General features: G+C 65.1%; 19 protein-coding genes. 15 read left to right on the plus strand and 4 right to left on the minus strand.

What is annotated here, in order from left to right; genetic code table 11:
- The 12 genes from C6W91_RS06275 to C6W91_RS06330 all read left to right on the plus strand — a co-directional run.
- Positions 1-192, plus strand: a 192-nt coding sequence (locus tag C6W91_RS06275; protein ID WP_370570584.1) for an urease subunit beta, incomplete at its 5' end; no start/stop codon positions are given.
- Between the two features lie 236 nt (positions 193-428).
- Positions 429-2,165 (plus strand): urease subunit alpha, encoded by a 1,737-nt coding sequence (ureC, locus tag C6W91_RS06280; RefSeq protein WP_274837951.1) that lies wholly within the window; start codon positions 429-431, stop codon positions 2,163-2,165.
- Positions 2,166-2,307: 142 nt separating this feature from the next.
- Entirely contained in the window at positions 2,308-2,541 is a 234-nt protein-coding gene (locus C6W91_RS06285) for a hypothetical protein (protein WP_274829475.1), read from the plus strand.
- Between the two features lie 43 nt (positions 2,542-2,584).
- Entirely contained in the window at positions 2,585-3,181 is a 597-nt protein-coding gene (gene ureE / locus C6W91_RS06290) for an urease accessory protein UreE (protein WP_274837950.1), read from the plus strand.
- A complete protein-coding gene (locus C6W91_RS06295; protein ID WP_274837949.1) occupies positions 3,171-3,818 on the plus strand; it encodes an urease accessory protein UreF in 648 nt (215 codons plus the stop codon). Before ureE ends, C6W91_RS06295 begins: the two co-directional genes overlap by 11 nt.
- On the plus strand, positions 3,815-4,456 hold the full coding sequence (gene ureG, locus C6W91_RS06300; RefSeq protein WP_274837948.1) for an urease accessory protein UreG: 642 nt from the start codon (positions 3,815-3,817) through the stop codon (positions 4,454-4,456). The genes C6W91_RS06295 and ureG overlap by 4 nt, the downstream gene beginning before the upstream one ends.
- Before the next feature lie 360 nt (positions 4,457-4,816).
- On the plus strand, positions 4,817-6,421 hold the full coding sequence (gene pgi, locus C6W91_RS06305; protein WP_274837947.1) for a glucose-6-phosphate isomerase: 1,605 nt from the start codon (positions 4,817-4,819) through the stop codon (positions 6,419-6,421).
- A 48-nt stretch (positions 6,422-6,469) separates the two neighbouring features.
- On the plus strand, positions 6,470-7,918 hold the full coding sequence (gene zwf / locus C6W91_RS06310) for a glucose-6-phosphate dehydrogenase (protein WP_370570585.1): 1,449 nt from the start codon (positions 6,470-6,472) through the stop codon (positions 7,916-7,918).
- A 60-nt stretch (positions 7,919-7,978) separates the two neighbouring features.
- Complete coding sequence (gene edd, locus C6W91_RS06315) at positions 7,979-9,787, plus strand: phosphogluconate dehydratase (RefSeq protein WP_274837945.1); 1,809 nt, start codon at positions 7,979-7,981, stop codon at positions 9,785-9,787.
- A 4-nt stretch (positions 9,788-9,791) separates the two neighbouring features.
- Positions 9,792-10,439 (plus strand): bifunctional 4-hydroxy-2-oxoglutarate aldolase/2-dehydro-3-deoxy-phosphogluconate aldolase, encoded by a 648-nt coding sequence (locus tag C6W91_RS06320; RefSeq protein ID WP_274835410.1) that lies wholly within the window; start codon positions 9,792-9,794, stop codon positions 10,437-10,439.
- A 191-nt stretch (positions 10,440-10,630) separates the two neighbouring features.
- The gene (locus tag C6W91_RS06325) at positions 10,631-11,455 is read left to right on the plus strand and encodes a sulfite exporter TauE/SafE family protein (protein WP_274837944.1); all 825 of its coding nucleotides are present in this window, start codon (positions 10,631-10,633) and stop codon (positions 11,453-11,455) included.
- A gap of 29 nt (positions 11,456-11,484) precedes the next feature.
- Complete coding sequence (locus tag C6W91_RS06330) at positions 11,485-12,180, plus strand: FadR/GntR family transcriptional regulator (RefSeq protein ID WP_274837943.1); 696 nt, start codon at positions 11,485-11,487, stop codon at positions 12,178-12,180.
- A 10-nt stretch (positions 12,181-12,190) separates the two neighbouring features.
- Here the strand turns inward: C6W91_RS06330 and C6W91_RS06335 are convergent, their stop codons facing one another.
- The 4 genes from C6W91_RS06335 to C6W91_RS06350 form a co-directional block, all read right to left on the minus strand.
- On the minus strand, positions 12,191-13,222 hold the full coding sequence (locus C6W91_RS06335; protein ID WP_274837942.1) for an aminoglycoside phosphotransferase family protein: 1,032 nt from the start codon (positions 13,220-13,222) through the stop codon (positions 12,191-12,193).
- 98 nt (positions 13,223-13,320) lie between these two features.
- Positions 13,321-13,548 (minus strand): DUF2798 domain-containing protein, encoded by a 228-nt coding sequence (locus C6W91_RS06340; protein WP_065272240.1) that lies wholly within the window; start codon positions 13,546-13,548, stop codon positions 13,321-13,323.
- A gap of 120 nt (positions 13,549-13,668) precedes the next feature.
- Positions 13,669-14,421: a hydroxypyruvate isomerase family protein gene (locus tag C6W91_RS06345; protein WP_065272239.1), complete on the minus strand. Its 753-nt coding sequence runs from the start codon at positions 14,419-14,421 to the stop codon at positions 13,669-13,671.
- 197 nt (positions 14,422-14,618) lie between these two features.
- Entirely contained in the window at positions 14,619-15,203 is a 585-nt protein-coding gene (locus C6W91_RS06350) for a DUF1285 domain-containing protein (RefSeq protein ID WP_274837941.1), read from the minus strand.
- A gap of 64 nt (positions 15,204-15,267) precedes the next feature.
- Here C6W91_RS06350 and C6W91_RS06355 point away from each other — a divergent pair, with 64 nt between their 5' ends.
- Genes C6W91_RS06355 through C6W91_RS06365 form a run of 3 tightly spaced genes read left to right on the plus strand, consistent with a single transcriptional unit; the run spans position 15,268 to position 19,966 of the window.
- Positions 15,268-16,275, plus strand: a complete 1,008-nt coding sequence (locus C6W91_RS06355) for a MoxR family ATPase (protein WP_274829463.1) — start codon at positions 15,268-15,270, stop codon at positions 16,273-16,275.
- Entirely contained in the window at positions 16,272-17,183 is a 912-nt protein-coding gene (locus tag C6W91_RS06360; RefSeq protein ID WP_274837940.1) for a DUF58 domain-containing protein, read from the plus strand. Before C6W91_RS06355 ends, C6W91_RS06360 begins: the two co-directional genes overlap by 4 nt.
- Positions 17,180-19,966 carry a DUF4159 domain-containing protein gene (locus tag C6W91_RS06365; RefSeq protein WP_370570586.1) on the plus strand — a complete coding sequence of 929 codons (2,787 nt, stop codon included), beginning with the start codon at positions 17,180-17,182 and terminating at the stop codon, positions 19,964-19,966. Before C6W91_RS06360 ends, C6W91_RS06365 begins: the two co-directional genes overlap by 4 nt.
- Positions 19,967-19,976: the final 10 nt, after the last annotated feature.

The raw sequence follows: 19,976 nt of genomic DNA on the forward strand, positions 1-19,976 counted from the left end.
CACTACCATTTCGCCGAAACCAATCCTGCGCTGGATTTCGACCGCGCCGCGGCCCGGGGCATGCGTCTGGATATCGCTGCCGGCACCGCCGTGCGGTTCGAACCGGGCCAGCGCCGCGATGTGGCACTGATCCCGATCAGCGGTGCGCGCCGGATCTATGGCTTCAACCAAGAGATCATGGGGGATCTGTGATGCAGGAGGAAGGGCCTCGGCTGACCCTGGGTGGGCGCTGCTTCACCCGCCTATTCCCGCTCCCGCGCGTCACATCGCAGGTCTCGCGCTGTCCGAAACGTCGCAAACGCGGCCTCCCGTGGGGAGGGTCGGGCGCGGCCCGGCCTTGCGACCGGGCAGCCCCGTCAGCTCCTGAGATACGAGATTAACCGGGTCACCGCAGCGCGTGACCACCCGACCGGATAGGAACATCCATCATGCCCGCAAAACTTTCCCGCGCCGATTATGCCGCCATGTATGGCCCCACCACCGGGGACCGGTTGCGGCTGGCAGATACCGACCTGATCATCGAGGTGGAGCGTGACCTGATCACCGAAAACGCGGGCGAGAATGCGCCGCGCTATGGGGAGGAGGTGAAATTCGGCGGCGGCAAGGTGATCCGCGACGGCATGGGACAATCCCAGGCCACCCGCGCGGCAGGCGCCGTGGACACGGTGATCACCAATGCGCTGATCGTCGATCACACCGGCATCTACAAGGCCGACGTCGGCCTTCGGGACGGGCGTATTCACAAGATCGGCAAGGCCGGCAATCCGGACACCCAGCCCGGCGTCGATATCATCGTCGGCCCCAGCACCGAGGTGATCGCAGGCGAAGGGCGGATCCTGACGGCGGGCGGTTTTGACAGCCACATCCATTACATCTGCCCGCAGCAGATCGAGGACGCGCTGCATTCCGGCCTCACCACCATGCTCGGCGGCGGCACCGGGCCGGCCCACGGGACATTGGCCACCACCTGCACCCCCGGTGCCTGGCACCTGGGCCGCATGATGCAGGCCGCGGATGCCTTTCCGATGAACCTGGCCTTTGCGGGCAAGGGCAACGCCTCGCAGCCCACGGCGCTGGAAGAACAGGTGCTGGCCGGGGCCTGCGCCCTGAAACTGCACGAAGACTGGGGCACCACGCCGGCCGCCATCGATTGCTGCCTTGGCGTGGCAGATGCCATGGATGTGCAGGTGATGATCCACACCGATACGCTGAATGAGTCCGGTTTCGTCGAACATACCGTCGCCGCCATGAAGGGCCGTACGATCCACGCCTTCCACACTGAAGGCGCCGGCGGTGGCCATGCGCCGGATATCATCAAGATCTGCGGCGAAGAGCATGTGCTGCCCTCTTCGACCAATCCGACGCGACCCTTCACCGTCAATACCATCGAAGAGCACCTCGACATGCTGATGGTCTGTCACCACCTCGACAAATCCATCCCCGAAGACGTCGCCTTTGCCGAAAGCCGCATCCGCCGCGAGACTATCGCCGCCGAGGATATCCTGCATGACATGGGCGCTTTTTCGATCATCGCCTCCGACAGTCAGGCGATGGGCCGGGTGGGCGAGGTGCTGATCCGCACCTGGCAGACCGCCGACAAGATGAAGAAGCAGCGCGGCCGCCTGGCGGAGGAAACCGGCGACAACGACAATTTCCGCGTCCGCCGCTATATCGCCAAATACACCATCAACCCGGCCATCGCCCATGGGATCAGCCACGAAATCGGCAGCATCGAGGAAGGCAAGCGCGCCGATCTGGTGCTGTGGAACCCAGCGTTCTTTGGGGTGAAGCCTGAGATGGTGCTGATGGCGGGCACCATCGTCTGCGCCCAGATGGGCGATCCCAATGCCTCGATCCCGACCCCGCAGCCGGTCTATTCGCGGCCCATGTGGGGCGCCTATGGGCGGTCAGTGGAAAACTCCGCCGTGACCTTTGTGTCCGAAGCCGCACAGGCCAGCGGTCTGCGCGAGAAACTCGGACTGGCAAAGCAGACCGTCGCCGTCACCGGCACCCGCGATATCGGCAAATCCGATCTGCGGCTCAACGCGGCCACGCCAAAGATCGAGGTGAACCCGGAGACCTACGAAGTGCGCGCCGACGGCGAATTGCTGACCTGCGCCCCCGCAACCGAGCTGCCGATGGCACAACGCTACTTTTTGTACTGAGGAGCGCAAAAAATGAGCATTTTCAGAACGTTGCACAGAGCGCATGGCAGCCATTCCAACTGGGGCCTAGCTAGGTCAGCATTCATGCCCTACCTTGGGTGTCACTGGGAGGAGATCACAACTCAAAAAGGAGTGACCTCCAATGGCATATGCCGCACAACACACCACCGCCTCCGCCAGCGAGAAATCCGTTCTGGCGATTCTGGCAGCACCCTTCGTCGCCTTTGGTCGCGTGATGATCGCGCTGGGCGAAGCCAACACCCGCAGCCAGAAAGTTCAGCGCCTGATGGCCATGAGCGATGCAGAGCTGGCAGAGCGTGGCCTGACCCGCGACAAGATCGTTCATCACGTCTTCTCGGACGTCTACTACATCTGATTCCCGGCACCGCCGGTCTCCAATCGCCGCGCCGGGGGCTGTCATGACCGCCCCCGCGCAGCTGCCCAGCCTGATCGCCCGCCAGTATCACGGCCACAGCCATCAGCCAGAGCCCCGGGACCGGGTGGTTCTGGATTACGAAGCGCGGTTCCTGCGCCGCAAGGTTCTGAGCACCGAAACCGGTGCCCGGCTGCTGGTGGACCTGCCGCAGACGACCTCGCTGGATCACGGCGGGGTTCTGATTCTCGAAGACGGCGGAGAGATCGCCGTCACCGCCGCCCCCGAGGCGCTGCTGGAAGTGACAGCAGGCAACACGAGCGGCGCGGAATTGGTCCGGCTTGCCTGGCATATCGGCAACCGCCACACCCCCTGTCAGATCCAGCCCGAGCGCCTGCTGATTCAGCGCGATCACGTCATCCGCGCCATGCTGGAACGCCTTGGCGCCAATGTGCGCGAGGTTGAAGAGTCCTTCACGCCCGAAGGCGGCGCCTATGGGCACGGGCGCACCCATTCTCACGATCACGGTCATACGCATGATCATGGACATTCCCACGATCACAGCCACGGGCATGAGCATGATCACGGGCACAGCCATTCCCATAGCCACGAGCACGCAGGCGGGCAGGCCCATGAGCATTGAACCCGGCGCCGTCCTTCTGATGCAGTGGCTCTCCCCGGCCTACCCGGTGGGCGCTTTTGCCTATTCGCACGGGCTGGAGGCTGCCTGCACCACCGGACAGGTTACCGATGGGACCGGACTGGCGGACTGGCTGGGCGATCTGCTGCTCTACGGCAGCGGGCGCAGCGATCCGATCATCCTGTCCGCTGCTTACCGCGCAGCGGATGATGTGGCCCTGTCCGAAGTGGACATGCAGGCGCGGGCCTTTGCACCGTCGCGCGAACGGCTGGCCGAGAGCCTCAATCAGGGGCGCGCCTTTTGCCAGACCACATCCGGTGTCTGGGGCGATACCCTGCCTGACCTCACCTATCCCAGCGCCATTGGCCGCGCGGCGCGCCTGCACGGGCTGTCGCTGGAGCTGACGGCGCATATGTACGTGCATGCCTTTGTCTCGAACCTTGTAGCGGCCGGGCAACGGCTGTTGCCAGTGGGCCAGCTGCAAGGTCAGCAGATCCTGACCGATCTCGGCCCGCTGATCCGGGAGGCGGCACAGAACGCCTGCGAGACAGATCTGGAGGCGCTGGCCGGGGCCAGCTTCGCATCGGACATCGCCTCGATGACCCATGAAACCCAATACTCAAGGATCTTCCGCTCATGAGCAGTTTCAACGGACCTTTGCGCGTTGGTATCGGCGGCCCGGTCGGCGCAGGCAAAACCACGCTGACGGCGCAGCTGGCGCGCGCCCTGTCGCCGCATCACTCGATCGGGGTGATCACCAACGACATCTACACGCAGGAGGACGCCGAGGCGCTGATGCGCATGCAGGTGCTGCCGCAGGACCGGGTGATCGGCGTCGAAACCGGCGGGTGCCCGCATACGGCGATCCGCGAGGATGCCTCGATCAACTTGGCCGCCGTGGCCGAAATGCAAGAGCGCCACACGGATCTGGAAATCGTGCTGATCGAAAGCGGCGGCGACAACCTGTCGGCGACCTTCAGCCCCGAGTTGGCCGATGTGACGCTCTACGTGATCGATGTGGCCGCAGGCGAGGAAATCCCGCGCAAGGGCGGCCCCGCCATCACCCGCTCGGACCTCTTGGTGATCAACAAGACCGACCTTGCGCCGTATGTGGGGGCCTCGCTTGAGGTGATGGAGCGGGACGCCGCGCGGATGCGGGGGGCATTGCCCTTCGTCTTTGCCAGCCTGCGCCATGACAAGGGCGTGGCGGATATCGTCGCGCATCTGTGCAGCATCGGCGGCGTCCAGTCACCGCTGCTGTTGCAAGAAACCGTATGATCCGGGCGGGCAGGACAGAAGCTCCCGCGCCTGACCTCGCCTTTGAAAAAGGCGCGTTCCGTCTTGGGCCGGGCGCTGCGCTTTTGCGCGGCGCCTGGCCCAACTGCGAGGAGGTATTCAGGAATACCCCGCAGCAGGCGGGAGCATCCGCCGCGCCACCTGCAACACAAAGAGACCGATCCAATCTGCCGAATTGACGCAGCCACGGTGGCCTGAGATAACCCGTCCGAACCTATTGCGTGTGGACATATTTACGACTATCAACGTTAGCGCTAACGATTTGTGCAGCTCGCATATGCTAGAACCGCGCCGGGAACAAGATCAGACTCTAATCAGACCACTTGCAAGGAACCTGTTGGAATGAGTGATATCTGGGCACAACTGGCCCGACACAGAGCCGAAACCGCCAATACGCCGTTGCTGTCGCTGTTCGATGACGCGGACCGGTTCGATGCTTTCTCTGCCGACAGTGATGGCCTTCTCCTCGACTATTCCAAGACCTCTCTGGACCAAACGGCCCTGTCCCTGCTGATCGATCTCGCAAAGGAAACCGGTCTGCCGGATCATATCGACGCCATGTTCCGCGGCGAGCGGATCAACGCGACCGAGGGCCGGGCCGTTCTGCACACCGCCCTGCGCGCACCCGCGGATCAGAAGATCCTGGTGGATGGCACAGACGTGATGCCTCAGGTGCAGGAGACCCTGCGCCGGATGGAGGCCTTTGCCGGAGCGCTGCGCAGCGGCGAGACGAAAACCGCGATGGGCGCGGCCTTTACCGATGTGGTCAATATCGGCATTGGGGGCTCCGACCTTGGCCCGGTAATGGCGACGCTGGCCCTTGCGCCTTATCACGATGGACCGCGCTGCCATTTCGTCTCCAACGTCGATGGCGCCCATATTGCCGATACGCTGAAGGATCTCGATCCTGAAACGACGCTGATCGTCATCGCCTCCAAGACCTTCACCACCACCGAAACCATGGCCAATGCCGAAACCGCACTGACTTGGCTGCGCGCGGCCCTGGGGGATGGCGCCACCGCGCATCTGGCGGCGGTCTCCTCGGCGCTGGACAAGACTGCCGCCTTTGGCATCCCGCCCGAGCGTGTGTTTGGCTTTGCCGATTGGGTTGGCGGGCGCTATTCCATGTGGGGGCCGGTCGGCCTGCCGATCCTGATCGCCGTGGGCCCAGACAATTTCCGCACCCTTCTAAGCGGCGCCGCAGCCATGGATGCGCATTTTCAGACTGCCCCGCTAGAGCAGAACCTGCCGGTCCTGCTGGGGCTGATCGGGATCTGGCACAACAACATCTGCGGCTATGACAGCCGCGCGGTGCTGCCCTATGACCAGCGCCTGTCGCGCCTGCCCGCCTATCTTCAGCAGCTCGACATGGAAAGCAACGGCAAGGGTGTGACCCTTGATGGCGAGCTGCTGACCCGCCACTCTGGCCCCGTGGTCTGGGGCGAGCCCGGGACCAATGGACAACACGCCTTCTATCAACTGCTGCATCAGGGCACCCGCGTGGTGCCTGCAGAATTCCTGATCGCAGCCGAAGGGCACGAGCCCGAGCTTGCCCATCAGCACCGGATGCTGGTGGCCAATTGCCTGGCCCAGTCCGAGGCGCTGATGCGCGGCCGCAGCCCGGAGGAAGCGCGCCAACTGGCCGCCGAACGTGGCTTCGAAGGCGGCGAGCTCAAACGGATGACCGCGCATCTGACTTTTCCCGGCAACCGCCCGTCGGTCACTATCGCTTACCCCCGGCTGACGCCTTTTGTGCTGGGGCAGATCATCGCCCTCTTTGAACACCGGGTCTTCACCGAAGGCGCGATCTGGGGGATCAACTCCTTTGATCAATGGGGCGTGGAACTGGGCAAGGAACTGGCGCTCAGCCTGATGCCGATTCTCGACGGCGCCGACCCCACCGGCAAGGACGGCTCGACCCGGGGCCTGCTGGCAAAACTGACCTGAAGACCGGTCCGACATCAACCTGACCCGCTGCAAGGATCTGACAGACACATGGTTTCCCGCGTTATCCCCGTTCAGCCGTTCGATCTGGTCCTGTTTGGTGCCACCGGAGATCTGGCGCGCCGCAAGATCCTGCCGAGCCTGTTTCACCGCTTCCAGATCGGCCAGTTCAGCGACGATACCCGCATCATCGGCTCTTCGCGCGCCGATCTGGACCGGCCCGAGTTTCAGGAGCTGACCGCCGCCGCGATCCGCGAATTCGGCCAGCCCGGCGAAACCAACGAGGCGGATATCGCCGCCTTTATCAAGCTTCTGGATTATGTCGCGGTGGATGCGCGCGGCGATGGCGGCTGGGCCGAGCTGGGCCAGCACCTGCGCGCTGATGTCACCCGCGCCTTCTACCTGTCGGTCGCCCCCAGCCTATTCACCGATATCGCAGACCGGCTCAGCGCTAGCGGCATGGTCACAGCCGAGAGCCGCATCGTGCTGGAAAAACCCTTTGGTCACGATCTGGCCTCAGCGCGGGAGCTGAACCAGGCGCTGCGGGCGCATTTTCAGGAAGATCAGATCTACCGGATCGACCATTATCTGGGCAAGGAAACCGTGCAGAACCTAATGGCGCTGCGCTTTGCCAACTCCCTGTTCGAACCGCTATGGAATTCCTCCCATATCGACCACGTGCAGATCACCGTCGCCGAAAGCATCGGGGTCGAGGGGCGCGGCGAATATTACGACAGGTCCGGAGCCATGCGGGACATGGTGCAGAACCACCTGATGCAGCTGCTGTGCCTCACCGCGATGGAGCCGCCAGCGCGGTTCACGCCGAACGCGGTGCGCGACGAGAAGGTCAAGGTGATCGAGGCGCTGGACCCGGTGGCCCCGGATGATATCGCCCGCGGCCAGTATCGCGGCCGCAACGGCGACAGCTACCGCGAGCATGCGGGCAATCCCGACAGCACCACCGAAAGCTTTATCACGATGAAGGTGCAGGTGGCGAACTGGCGTTGGGCCGGAACGCCCTTTTACCTGCGCACCGGCAAATGCCTGCGCGAACGGGTCTCCGAAATCGCTGTCTATTTCCGCGACCCGCCGCATAATATCTTCGAAGGCGCCGCAGGGGTGCACGGCAACGTGCTGGTGATCCGCCTGCAACCGGATGAAGGCATCACCCTGCGCACCACCATCAAGGATCCCGGCCCCGGCGGCATGCGCCTGACCGGCGCCAACCTCGACATGACCTTTGCCGACAGCCTGCCCGATGCGGGCCGTCCGCAGGACGCTTATGAGCGACTGATCATGGATGTGATACGGGGTAACCAGACCCTGTTCATGCGCGGGGACGAGGTCGAAGCTGCCTGGGCCTGGGCCGATCCGATCATCGCCAGCTGGGCTGAAAGCGAAACCACGCCGCAGCGCTATGATCAGGGTGGCTCCGGCCCCGAGGATTCGCTGCTGCTGATGCACCGGGACGGGCGCCGATGGCGTAGCATCGGAGATTGACGTCCCCGACGCCACCGCCCCACAGCCCGCCCCGCGCAAGCCATTCGAAAGGCATCTGACATGAGCTTGAACCAGACACTCAAAGAGGTCACCGAACGGATCATCGCCCGCAGTGCGGAGACCCGCAGCGCCTATCTGGCGCGGATGCGCGCTGCGCAAGGCAAGGGTCCGGCGCGGGCACATCTATCCTGTTCCGGTCAGGCCCACGCCTATGCCGCAACCGGCGCCGATCAGGACCCGCTGGCTAGCGGCAGCGCCGGACATCTCGGGATCGTCACCGCCTATAACGATATGCTCTCGGCGCATCAGCCGTTTGAAACCTACCCCACGCTGATCCGCGATGCGGTCCGCGCCAGCGGGGGCACCGCGCAGGTCGCGGGCGGCGTGCCTGCCATGTGCGATGGCGTCACCCAGGGCGAGGCAGGCATGGAGCTGAGCCTGTTTTCCCGCGACACCATTGCGCTCGCGACCGGCGTCGCGCTGAGCCACAATGTGTTTGATGCGGCGGTCTATCTTGGCGTCTGCGACAAGATCGTGCCGGGTCTGGTGATCGGCGCGCAAACCTTCGGGCATCTGCCTGCGGTGTTCCTGCCCGCCGGGCCAATGACCAGCGGGCTGGCGAATGACGACAAGGCCAAGATCCGCCAGAAGTACGCCGCCGGAGAGATTGGCCGTGATGAGCTGCTGAAGGCCGAGATGGCCGCCTACCATGGCCCCGGCACCTGCACCTTCTACGGCACCGCCAACACCAACCAGATGCTGATGGAGTTCATGGGGCTACACCTGCCCGGCTCCTCCTTCGTCAATCCCGGCACCCCCCTGCGCGAGGCGCTGACGGTGGAGGGCGCAAAACGGGCGCTGTCGCTCAGCGCGCTTGGCAACAATTATACGCCGGTCTGCGATGTGCTGGACGAAAAGGCTTATGCCAACGGCATCGTCGGGCTGATGGCCACCGGTGGGTCGACCAACCTGCTGATCCATCTGATCGCCATGGCCCGCGCCGGAGGAGTGATCCTTGACTGGCAGGACTTTGCGGATCTGTCGGATGTGGTGCCGCTCCTGGCGCGGGTCTATCCCAACGGTCTGGCCGACGTGAACCATTTCCACGCGGCGGGCGGGCTTGGCTATATGATCGGGGAACTGCTGAACGCGGGCTTCCTGCACCCTGACACCAAGACCATCGCAGGTGCCGGGCTGGAACAGTACACGCAGGAACCCTTCCTGACCGAGGATGGCCTGACCTTCCGCCCCGGCACCACAACATCGCTGAATGACGCGATCCTGCGCCCGGCACAGGCTCCGTTCCAGCAGACCGGCGGGCTGAAGCGTCTGACCGGCAGCCTGGGCACAGCGGTGATCAAGGTCTCCGCCGTGGCCGAGGAACACCACGTGATCGAGGCCCCCGCTCGCGTCTTTCACGATCAGGAGGAGGCCAAGGCCGCCTTCAAGGCAGGCGAGTTCACCGGCGATGTGATCGTCGTTGTGCGCTTCCAGGGCCCCAAGGCAAACGGCATGCCGGAACTACACAGCCTGACGCCCATGCTGGGCATTCTGCAGGGCAAGGGGCACAAGGTGGCGCTAGTCACCGACGGGCGCATGTCCGGAGCTTCGGGCAAGGTGCCTGCCGCCATCCACGTGGTGCCTGAGGCGCTGGACGGCGGCCCCATCGCCAAGATCAGGGACGGCGATATGCTGCGGCTCGATGCCACCACAGGCACGCTCGACGTGCTCACCCCCGGCGCGCTGGACCGCGAGGCCGCTACGGCGGATCTCTCCGCCTATCAGCACGGCACCGGGCGCGAGCTGTTTTCCCTGTTCCGCCAGGCCGTCACATCCGCCGATACCGGCGCCAGCGTTTTCGGAGACTGATCCCATGTCAATTTCACCGAAGGCGGCCAGCGCCCGCACCCGCGAGATCTGCCAAATGGCACCTATCGTTCCGGTTCTGGTGGTGCATGACGCCGCCCACGCCCGCCCGCTGGCCGAGGCGCTGGTGGCAGGCGGGCTGCCCGCACTGGAGGTCACCCTGCGCACTCCGGCGGCCCTTGATGTCATCCGCGAGATGGCAAAGGTGCCCGGTGGCGTGGTCGGCGCAGGCACATTGGTCACCCCCGATGACGTTGCAGCGGCGGTCGAGGCTGGCGCGCAATTTGGCGTCTCGCCCGGCGCCACCGATCAGCTTCTGGACGCCTGTGAGGCCGCAGGCCTGCCGATGCTGCCCGGCGCCGCCACCGCCTCCGAAGCGATGCGCCTGCTGGAGCGCGGCTATGACATGCTGAAATTCTTCCCCGCCGAAGCCTCGGGCGGGGCGCCCGCGCTGAAAGCCATCGGCGCGCCGCTGCCGCAGATCTCCTTCTGCCCCACCGGCGGCGTCAGCCCCGGCAATGCCCGCACCTACCTGTCGCTGCCCAATGTGGTCTGCGCCGGGGGCAGCTGGGTCGCCCCGGCAGACCTGATCGAGGCGGGCGACTGGGCCGGGATCACCGAACTGGCCCGCGCCGCGCGGCAACTGGCAGGCTGAGCTCCAGAACACCCACCGACAAAACAAGGGACCGAGAGCACCAGCCTTGACAGTCGGGGCCTGTTCCGCGATGTATCGCAACCAATTTGCAATTGGTTGCACTCCTTATCCTGCCATATGGTGACGGGCGCGCGGCCGGACTTCCGACAGCACCCGCCCTGTAGCGCTCACCACCCGAAAGACGATCTCTCATGTTTGAACTCGAAACCCTCCTTCCTCTGGTCGCCGTTGCAGCCGGCTCTGGCATCATCGGCGGTATTCTGGCCGGCCTTCTTGGCGTTGGCGGCGGCATCGTCATCGTGCCCGCGCTTTACTTCGCCCTGTCGCTCACCGGGATGGAACCCGCGCTGACCATGCAGGTGGCGGTGGGCACCTCGCTGTCGACCATCGTCTTTACCTCGCTGTCCTCGGGCTATGGCCACTACAAGAAAGGCGCCATCGACATGGCGTTGCTGCGACTCTGGGCACCGTCGATCCTTGTGGGCGTGGTCATCGGCGGCGTGCTGGGCGGTATCGTTTCGGGGCAGGTGCTGATCGCGGTCTTTGCCACGGTGGCGGTGATCGTCGCGCTCGACATGATCCTGCGCAAGGCGCAAGACAGCGACACTCCGCGCAGCTTTTCCAAACCGGTCTGGGCCGGGCTTGGCGTCGTGGCCGGCTCGATTTCGGCGATGATGGGTATCGGCGGCGGTACCGTTTGCGTACCGATGCTGAACTTCCTTGGCTATGACATCCGCAAGGCCGTGGGCACCTCTGCCGCAATCGGCTTTATCATCGGGGTGCCGGGCGCGCTAATCTACATGGCGACCGGTTTCGGCTCCGAAGGTCTGCCGCCCTTCTCGCTCGGCTATGTGAACCTTCTGCTTGCGGCGGTGATCATCCCGCTCAGCACGACCTTTGCCCGGGTTGGTGTCAAACTGGCCCATAGCATCCCGCGCCGGGCGCTGCGCCTGTCCTTTGGGCTGTTCCTGCTGATTACCTCCGCCCGGATGTTCAAAGACCTGTTTCTGGGTTGATCCGAGGCTGAACAGAGGCTGATCCTGCCATGACACCGCCCCCTGCCCCGCCTTCGGATACCGAGATCGCTGCGCGTCTGCGCCGGGATATCGCCGAAGGCGCGCCGCTGAAGAATGGCCGCCTGCCGCCCGAACGGGAGCTGGCCCAGCGCCACGGTATCAGCAGGGCGCGGCTACGGCGGGTGCTCGATCTGCTGGCCGCCGATGGCACCATCTTCCGGCGCCGGGGACAGGGCACATTTGTGCTGCCGCCCCCGGCCACCGATGCCGCACGCCTGAAACCGCTGGCGCGGCGGGTGACCCCGGCCGAGGTGATCGAGGTGCGCCTGTCACTGGAACCCCGCCTTGCGGCGCTGGCCGCGACCCGCGCCACCCCGCAGGAGCGCGCGCAATTCGCCCAGATCGCCGCGGCCACCCAATCGGCAGAAGATCAGCGGAGCTATGATGCGGCAGATGATATCTTTCACTACAAGATCGCGGAAATGGCCCATAACGCGCTGTTCCTGACCATGTACGAGGCGATCCGCAGCGTGCGTCAGGAGGCCAGCTGGATCCGCCCGCGCGCCGAAACCTATTCTGGCGCGGTATTCGAGATGCTGGCGCAGCAACACCAGGCGCTGGCCACCGCGATCATCGAAGGCGATGCACCGCGCGCGGCAGAGACAATGAAGACCCACCTGCACAGCGTATCAGAAACCCTGTCGCGGGCCGATCCGGCACCCTGATCCGGGGCGTTTATCCAGCCTTTGCCAGCGCCGGACCAGCACCACGCCAGCCCGGCAGCGTCTGATCCAGATATGCGGTCACTTCGGTCAACCCTGCAGCATCCAGCGCCACCTGCATCTGGCGCAAGACGCGGGGCAGGAAGTGCAGGTAGCCGGGTTTACCGTCGCGCTGATGTAGGCGCAGGAACACACCTGCAATACGGGTATGGCGCTGCGCTCCCAGCAGGTGATAGCGCCGGGTGATCGCATCAGCGCCACCGGCGGCATCCGGCGCGGCGGCGATGTAGCGTTCAAGCATTGCCTGCTCCAGCCCCGGTTCCAGATCGCGGCGCGCATCCTGCAACAGCGACACAAGATCATATTCCGCAGGACCGGTCACGCCGTCCTGAAAATCCAGCAGTCCGCAGCGGCGCACTCCGTCGCGTTCGCTGAGCTCCATCAGGTTGTCGACGTGAAAATCGCGCAGCACCAATGTGCGCGGACCAGACAGCGACAGGGTCAGCGGCTCCCGCCACAGATCGCGGAACTCCGCGTCGAACGCTTCCGGGTCGATGTCCGGGCGCAGCGTCGGCGCGAACCAGTGGGAGAAGATCGACAATTCCTCCAGCAGGGTCGCCAGATCATACGCTGGCACCTGCACCGATGCGGCCTGCGGATGATGGTGCAGGTGCAACAGAGCATCCACCGCGAGGGCATAGAGCATGCTCTCGTCCCGCCCGGCAGCCAACTGCACGCTATAGGTCTGGGTCCCGAAATCTTCGATCAGGGCCAGGCCGGTGTCCGGATCGGCGCCAAAGACCTGCGGCGCGCTCAGGCCCAGTTCTGTCAGATGCTGCGCGAGAGACACGAAACCGGCAAACCCCGCCGGATCACTCGGATCCTGCATCAGCATCCTGCCGCGCCCCTCAAGCCGCATATACCGCCGCGCCGAAGCATCGCCAGGCAAGGGCAGCAGGGTTGCATCCGCCTCTCCCTGCTTGGCCAGAAAGTCGGCGATGGTGGGATCCTGCTGAACGGAGGCAGAGGGCGGGGAAGACATCATAGGCAAGGCACCTTGCAGCAACAAAGGACGTGGGCCACAGGTCTGGAGGATTTTCGCCGCCCCGTCCAGCCATGCCGCCCGGTATGTGTGGTCAACCCCTAGCCCTGTTTCACAAGCCCGTTCACAAAACGCCGCACCAGCGGCGCCACCACAAGCACCACGCAGAAGGCCACTGGCCAGCTATAGAGCCAGGAGGTCAGCCAAGTATCAAAGGCCTGCGCGCTGAAACCGCGCGTCCTGAGCGTTGCCACCATAATCACGATGCCCGACATGATCCCGGACAACAGGAAGCCAAACAGAACAGGCGCGAAACGGGCGGGCAGCATGGAAGACTCCTTGTTCACATTCCGGCAGGAATATGTGGCAGGGAGCAACCAATTGCCAGACCGGGGCGCGGGATCGTAATCCCGCGTGAACGTACCTGGAGAATTCTGGTCAAAAAACGCTCAGAGCATCCAGCCGAGACTGTCTTCGGTGCGCAGCGTCGAAGGGGTGTATTCCGCGCTGACCCAGCCCTTGTAGCCGCTGTCGTCGATGGCGGCGAAAAGCTCTTCAAAGTCGACGGGACCGGTGCCCGGCTCACAGCGCCCAGGTGCGGCGCCGATCTGCACGTGCACCACATGCTCCTTGAAGGTCTCCCAGACCTTCAGCGCATCGCCGTGGATCATCTGGGCGTGATAGGCATCGTATTGCAGCCCCACGTTCGGGCGGTTCACCGCCTGCAGAACCTCAGCCGCCAGATTGTAGTCGTTCAGGAAGTAATTCGGCTGGTCCCCGACATTCAGCGGTTCGATGGTGAACTGCTGCGTCGGCGCGCGATCAGCGGCCCACTGCAGGTTCTGGATGAAGGTCTGTTTCGCCAGATCGCCCGTCGCATAACCGGCCATGATGTGAATGGCGCCGGGGCGCAAGATCTCGGCGTAGCGCAGCACCCGGCGGATATCGCGTTGATACCGTTCCCCGCCGCCCGGCAGCGCCGCATAGCCGGGCATACCGCCAGTGTAATTCGGCGGCGGCGCGTTCATCAGCAACAGTTCCAGCCCGTTCGACACCAGCGCCCGCTGGGTTTCCTTTGCCGCCAGTTCATAGGGAAACAGGATCTCAACCGCGTCGAACCCGGCCCGAGCCGCCGCTGCGAACCGTTCAAGATAGGGCAACTCAGCAAAGAGCATTGAGATATTCGCGGCAAACCTTGGCATCGGAGCTCCTGTCGTTTGCCGCAGATTTAAGGCCTCGCAGACTCGGCGCCAAGGGCGGGAAAACGGTGCATTAAACGCAACCGCCACAATATTGCCACAAAATCGACTCTATTTTACCCAAAATGCCAGAACCTGCTAACGATAGCTTAATTCGCTCCCTGGAGACGCGCCGGAAAGGTGGGAGTTCTGGGGCGGTTTCAGCCTTGATCCAGCTCTCCCGATGGGATGACCGGGAAGAATTCCCCAGATGACCACAGGCCGAACCACCCGTCATGATGGCTACCCAGTTCGACCAGCCGGTAAAAGCTCTTGCGATCGATCAGCGCCTCAAGCCCGGCCCGGATCATCACGTAAGGCGACGGCTCGCCAGTCTCGGGATCCCGCACCACCCGGATCGGATGATCCGGCCCCGCCACGGCGCTGTCGCCGACATGGGTGGTGAAGGTCAGCACCTGATCCTCTCCCGCGCCAGAGGCTTCGAAATCGACTGCCACGAAAGGCGCATCATCGACGGTGATTCCGACTTTTTCGACCGGCGTCACCAGGAAATACTTGTCGCCTTCGCGTTTCAGGATTGATGAAAAAAGCCGCACCAGCTCAAACCTGCCAATGGGAGTGCCAAGGTAGAACCACGTCCCGTCCCGGGCGATGCGCATGTCCAGATCGCCGCAAAACGGCGGGTTCCACAGGTGGACCGGCGGCAAACCCTTGCCTTTCTTGGCCGCAGTGGCTGCGGCTGCTATGCCGTCGGCTGTCGGTGTCACGATGTTTTGTCCGCTCATTGTTTTTGCCATTTCCGTTGGGCGAGATACACTAAGACCATATATGCGCCGTGAAAGGAAAGTCATGTCCGAACCCGATGATCTGCTGGCCGACATCGAAGCGCTCGAAGCCAAGCTGCAACAGGCGCGGGAGTCGATCACCCGCCGTTTTATCGGCCAGGAGCGGGTCGTGGACCTGACCCTTGCCACTCTTTTGTGCGGCGGTCACGGGCTGCTGGTCGGACTGCCCGGCCTCGGCAAGACCCGGCTGGTAGAAACCCTGTCGACGGTGATGGGGCTGGATGGCAACCGGATTCAGTTCACCCCTGACCTGATGCCGGCGGATATCCTTGGCTCGGAGGTGCTGGACACCGCCGCCGATGGCAGCCGCGCCTTCCGTTTCGTGCCGGGGCCGGTGTTCTGTCAGCTCTTGATGGCGGATGAGATCAACCGTGCCAGCCCCCGGACCCAATCGGCGCTGCTGCAGGCGATGCAGGAACGCACGGTGACCGTCGCGGGTGAAGACCGGCCGCTTGGTACGCCCTTTCACGTGCTGGCCACCCAGAACCCGATCGAGCAGGAAGGCACCTACCCCCTGCCCGAAGCGCAGCTGGACCGCTTTCTGTTCCAGATCGACGTGCAATACCCGGACCGCAAGACCGAGCGGGACATCCTGCTGGCCACCACCGGTGCAAGCGAGGCCGAGGCGCATCAGGTCTTTACCGCCGATGAGCTGATTGCGGCCCAAAACCTGCTGCGGCGCATGCCGGTGGGCGACTCGGTTGTCGAGATGATCCTGGACCTGGTCCGCGCCTTCCGCCCCGAAGAACCGGGCGCCTCGCAGCGCGTCGTCGATACGGTCGCCTGGGGTCCGGGGCCCCGCGCAGCCCAGGCCCTGATGCTGGCGGTGCGCGCCCGCGCCCTGCTGCAGGCCCGGCTGGCGCCCAATGCCGAGGATGTGATCGATATGGCCCGGCCGGTTCTGACCCACCGGATGCAGCTCAACTTCTCGGCCCGCGCGCGGGGTGACAGCCTGGCCGATCTGATCGACAGCACCGCTGCCGAGCTGACCCGCACCGGAGCCGCCGCGTGACCCAACCCGCCGCCTCTGACGCGTCTTCTCCCGTCGCCCCGGCCGCAGATCTGCGCCACCGGGCCGAAGGGGAGGCCAGCGCCCTGCCGCCGCTTCTGGTCGATGCGCAGATGTTGGCAGGTGCTGTCCTATTGGGGGAGCACGGGCGGCGGCGCGCCGGAACCGGCGATGATTTCTGGCAATACCGTCCCCTGCAACAGGGCGACAGCCGCCGCATGATCGACCATCGGCGTTCGGCCCGGGGTGATGTGCAATTCGTGCGCGAACGGGAATGGCAGATCGCCCAGACGGTGCATGTCTGGACCGATCTTGGCGCCTCGATGCGGTTTTCCTCCAGCCCCGAATTGCCGCAAAAGATCGACCGCGCGCGCCTGCTGGCGCTGGCGGTGTCGGTCCTGATGCTACGCGGCGGCGAACGCGTGGGCCTCACCGGCGGTAGATTGCCCCCGCGCAGCGGCAAGGCCCAGATCCTGCGTCTGGCCGAGATGCTGAGCCGCGAGGACGACGCCGATTACGCACCACCCGAGCACCGCGCCATGGTGCCCCATGCCCGCGCCCTGTTCATCTCGGATTTCCTTGGCCCCTTTGACGAATTGCAGCTGGCGCTGAGCAAGGCCGCCGACCGCGGCGTGCGCGGGGTGCTGTTGCAGGTTCTGGACCCAAGCGAGGAAAGCTTTCCCTTTGCCGGGCGTACCCGGTTTCACAGCATGACCGGCGGGCTGGTGCATGAAACGCTGAAGGCCTCGGCATTGCGTGACCGCTATCTGGACCGCATGGCCGAACGGCGCGACGCACTGGAAGCGCTGTGCCGCACCGCAGGCTGGCGGCTGGGTCTGCATCACACGGGTGACAGTGCCCAGGCTGCGCTGATGTGGCTCTATCACGCGCTGGAAAGGTCCTCCGCATGACCCTGATTGCCGGTATCGGATTTGCCTATCCCTGGCTGCTGCTGGGCCTGCTGGCTCTGCCGATCCTGTGGCTGTTGCTGCGCGCTGTGCCGCCTGCACCGCGGCGGCAGGCCTTTCCCGCCGTGACCTTGCTCTTGGGCCTTGGCGATGACGAAAGCCTGTCCGACCGTACCCCTTGGTGGCTGCTGCTGCTGCGGATGCTGGCGCTGGCGGCAGCGATCATCGGTCTGGCCGGTCCGGTGCTGAACCCGGAAGAACGCGACAGCGGCAGCGGACCGCTGCTGGTGGTGCTGGATGCCACCTGGGCCGGGGCTGATGGCTGGGAGGAGACCCGCGATCAGATCACCGCGCGGCTGGAGGAAGCCGGGCGCAGCGACCGCACCGTCGCCGTCCTGCGGCTGAGCGATCCGCAACCGCTACAATTCCTTGCGGCCAGCGACTGGGCCCGGCAGGTCGCCGGCCTCACCCCCAATCCCTGGCAACCGTCTGCCGATCAGGTGGATCAGGCACTCACGCATATCAGTGAAGCTACAGAAGGCTTTGACACGCTCTGGTTCAGCGACGGGCTGGACTATCCCGGGCGGGAGCGGCTGACCGAGGCGCTGGCGGCCCGCGGCGTCCTGCAGGTGCTGGAGCAGCCCGGCGCCGCCTTTGCGCTGGCACCGCCCAGCTATGCCGATGGCGCGCTGGAACTGACGGTGGAGCGTAGCCTGCCCGGCCCGGCACTGGATCTGATGGTGCAGGCCCGGGGCCGCGATCCCGGCGGCACCCTCCGCAGCCTCGCTCAGGCCACCGCCCGTTTCGATGCAGGCGCCACAAACGCCAGCGTCCGCCTATCCTTGCCGTCCGAGCTGCGCGCCCGGATTACCCGGTTTGAACTGGCAGGCCAGCGCAGCGCCGGGGCCGTGGCCCTAGCCGATGACGGGTTGCGCCGCCGCGAGGTCGCGCTGATCGCCTCGGAAAGCGAAGACGAGGGCCTCGCGCTGCTGTCGCCGCTGCACTACCTCCGTCAGGCACTGGCGCCCACGGCGGACCTGCTGGAAGGCGCGCTCAGCGATCTGCTGCCCGCCAACCCCGATGTGATCATCCTCGCCGATGTCGCCCGCCTGCCCCCGGCGCAGGAACAAGCGGTGATCGACTGGGTCGAAGAGGGCGGGCTGCTGGTGCGCTTCGCCGGCCCCCGTCTGGCCGCCAGCGATACCGCCCGCAGCGAGGAAGAACCGTTGATGCCAGTGCGTCTGCGCCTTGGTGGGCGCAGCATCGGCGGCGCCATGAGCTGGGGTGAGCCAAAGACGCTGGCGCCTTTCGAGGATGACTCTCCCTTTGCCGGGCTGCGCACGCCAGAAGAATTCACCGTCTCGGCGCAGGTGGTGGCCCAGCCGGACCCATCCCTTGCCGACCGCGTGATCGCCGCCCTTGGCGATGGCACTCCGCTGGTCACCCGCAAGCCGCTGGGGCAGGGGCAGGTGGTGCTGTTCCATGTCACCGCCAATGCCGAATGGAGCAGCCTGCCGCTCTCAGGCCTGTTCGTGCAGATGCTGGAACGGCTAGCGGTTTCTTCGGCTGTCGGCACGCCCGAGGCAACCAGCCTGGAAGGTACCGTCTGGCGGCCTGTTTCGGTGCTGGATGGATTTGGCCGCAGCCGCGAGGCAGGCACCCTGCCCGGTGTGCAAGGGCCTGATCTGGTCGCCGCCCCGGCAGGCCCGGCGCTGCAGCCCGGCCTTTATGATGGCGGCAATCAGACCCTCGCACGCAACGTGCTGCGCGCGGGCGATAGCCTGACGGCGGCGTCCTGGCCTGCCTCGGTTCCGGTTTCCGGCTACAGCGCGGCGCAGGAGCGCCCGCTTGGCGGCGCATTGCTTGGGCTTGCCCTTGTGCTACTGGCGCTTGATGTACTGGCGACCCTGCTGGTCTCTGGCCAACTGGCGCAACTGCGGCGCAGCACCGCCCTTGTCCCCTTGCTCGCAGCAGCAGCTCTGGCACTTGGCGCCCTGTCGCCACGCCCGGCCCTGGCGCAGGAAAGTGGCGCCGCCGATCCGGTCGCGCTGGCCGCCGAGCTGACGCTGGCCCATGTACTGACCGGCAATGCAGAGGTAGACCGGATCGCCCGGGCCGGTCTGCAGGGCCTGTCGGACACGCTGTTCTTCCGCACCTCGGTCGAGCCATCAACGCCCGCCAGCGTCGATCTGGAACGGGACGAGTTGGCGTTCTTCCCGCTGCTTTACTGGCCGGTGACGGCGGATCAGAAAATGCCCTCGGCTGCGGCCTATACAAGGCTCAACGCCTACCTGCGCAGCGGTGGCATGATCCTGTTTGACACCCGCGACGCCGATCTGACCGCTGTCGGCGCCACCAGCCCCGAAGCGCGACGCCTGCAACAGCTTGCGCTGGGGCTGGATATTCCGCCGCTGGAGCCGCTGCCGCCGGACCACGTGCTGACCCGCACTTTCTACCTGCTACAGGACTTCCCCGGCCGCCATCCGCGCGGCCCGCTTTGGGTCGAAGCCGCGCCGCCCGATGCAGAGCAAGACGAAGGCATCCCCTTCCGCACGCTTAACGACGGGGTGACGCCGGTGGTGATCGGCGGCAACGATTGGGCCTCGGCCTGGGCGGTGGACAGCAATGGCCGCCCGCTGCGCCCGGTCGGGCGCGGCTATGCCGGTGAGCGTCAGCGCGAGCTGTCGCTGCGCTTTGGCGTCAATCTGGTGATGCATGTGCTGACCGGCAATTACAAATCCGATCAGGTCCATGTTCCGGCGCTGCTGGAACGGCTGGGGCAATAGGAGCCACGAC

Source organism: Phaeobacter sp. SYSU ZJ3003, assembly GCF_041300735.1.
In the GTDB taxonomy this organism is placed as follows: Bacteria; Pseudomonadota; Alphaproteobacteria; order Rhodobacterales; family Rhodobacteraceae; genus Phycobacter; species Phycobacter gallaeciensis_A.

Excerpts from the sequence above, each read along its gene's own strand:
- ureC (WP_274837951.1), top strand. The coding sequence starts at position 429 with ATGCCCGCAAAACTTTCCCGCGCCGATTATGCCGCCATGTATGGCCCC.
- C6W91_RS06285 (WP_274829475.1), top strand. The coding sequence starts at position 2,308 with ATGGCATATGCCGCACAACACACCACCGCCTCCGCCAGCGAGAAATCC.
- ureE (WP_274837950.1), top strand. The coding sequence starts at position 2,585 with ATGACCGCCCCCGCGCAGCTGCCCAGCCTGATCGCCCGCCAGTATCAC.
- C6W91_RS06295 (WP_274837949.1), top strand. The coding sequence starts at position 3,171 with ATGAGCATTGAACCCGGCGCCGTCCTTCTGATGCAGTGGCTCTCCCCG.
- ureG (WP_274837948.1), top strand. The coding sequence starts at position 3,815 with ATGAGCAGTTTCAACGGACCTTTGCGCGTTGGTATCGGCGGCCCGGTC.
- pgi (WP_274837947.1), top strand. The coding sequence starts at position 4,817 with ATGAGTGATATCTGGGCACAACTGGCCCGACACAGAGCCGAAACCGCC.
- zwf (WP_370570585.1), top strand. The coding sequence starts at position 6,470 with ATGGTTTCCCGCGTTATCCCCGTTCAGCCGTTCGATCTGGTCCTGTTT.
- edd (WP_274837945.1), top strand. The coding sequence starts at position 7,979 with ATGAGCTTGAACCAGACACTCAAAGAGGTCACCGAACGGATCATCGCC.
- C6W91_RS06320 (WP_274835410.1), top strand. The coding sequence starts at position 9,792 with ATGTCAATTTCACCGAAGGCGGCCAGCGCCCGCACCCGCGAGATCTGC.
- C6W91_RS06325 (WP_274837944.1), top strand. The coding sequence starts at position 10,631 with ATGTTTGAACTCGAAACCCTCCTTCCTCTGGTCGCCGTTGCAGCCGGC.
- C6W91_RS06330 (WP_274837943.1), top strand. The coding sequence starts at position 11,485 with ATGACACCGCCCCCTGCCCCGCCTTCGGATACCGAGATCGCTGCGCGT.
- C6W91_RS06335 (WP_274837942.1), bottom strand. The coding sequence starts at position 13,222 with ATGATGTCTTCCCCGCCCTCTGCCTCCGTTCAGCAGGATCCCACCATC.
- C6W91_RS06340 (WP_065272240.1), bottom strand. The coding sequence starts at position 13,548 with ATGCTGCCCGCCCGTTTCGCGCCTGTTCTGTTTGGCTTCCTGTTGTCC.
- C6W91_RS06345 (WP_065272239.1), bottom strand. The coding sequence starts at position 14,421 with ATGCCAAGGTTTGCCGCGAATATCTCAATGCTCTTTGCTGAGTTGCCC.
- C6W91_RS06350 (WP_274837941.1), bottom strand. The coding sequence starts at position 15,203 with ATGAGCGGACAAAACATCGTGACACCGACAGCCGACGGCATAGCAGCC.
- C6W91_RS06355 (WP_274829463.1), top strand. The coding sequence starts at position 15,268 with ATGTCCGAACCCGATGATCTGCTGGCCGACATCGAAGCGCTCGAAGCC.
- C6W91_RS06365 (WP_370570586.1), top strand. The coding sequence starts at position 17,180 with ATGACCCTGATTGCCGGTATCGGATTTGCCTATCCCTGGCTGCTGCTG.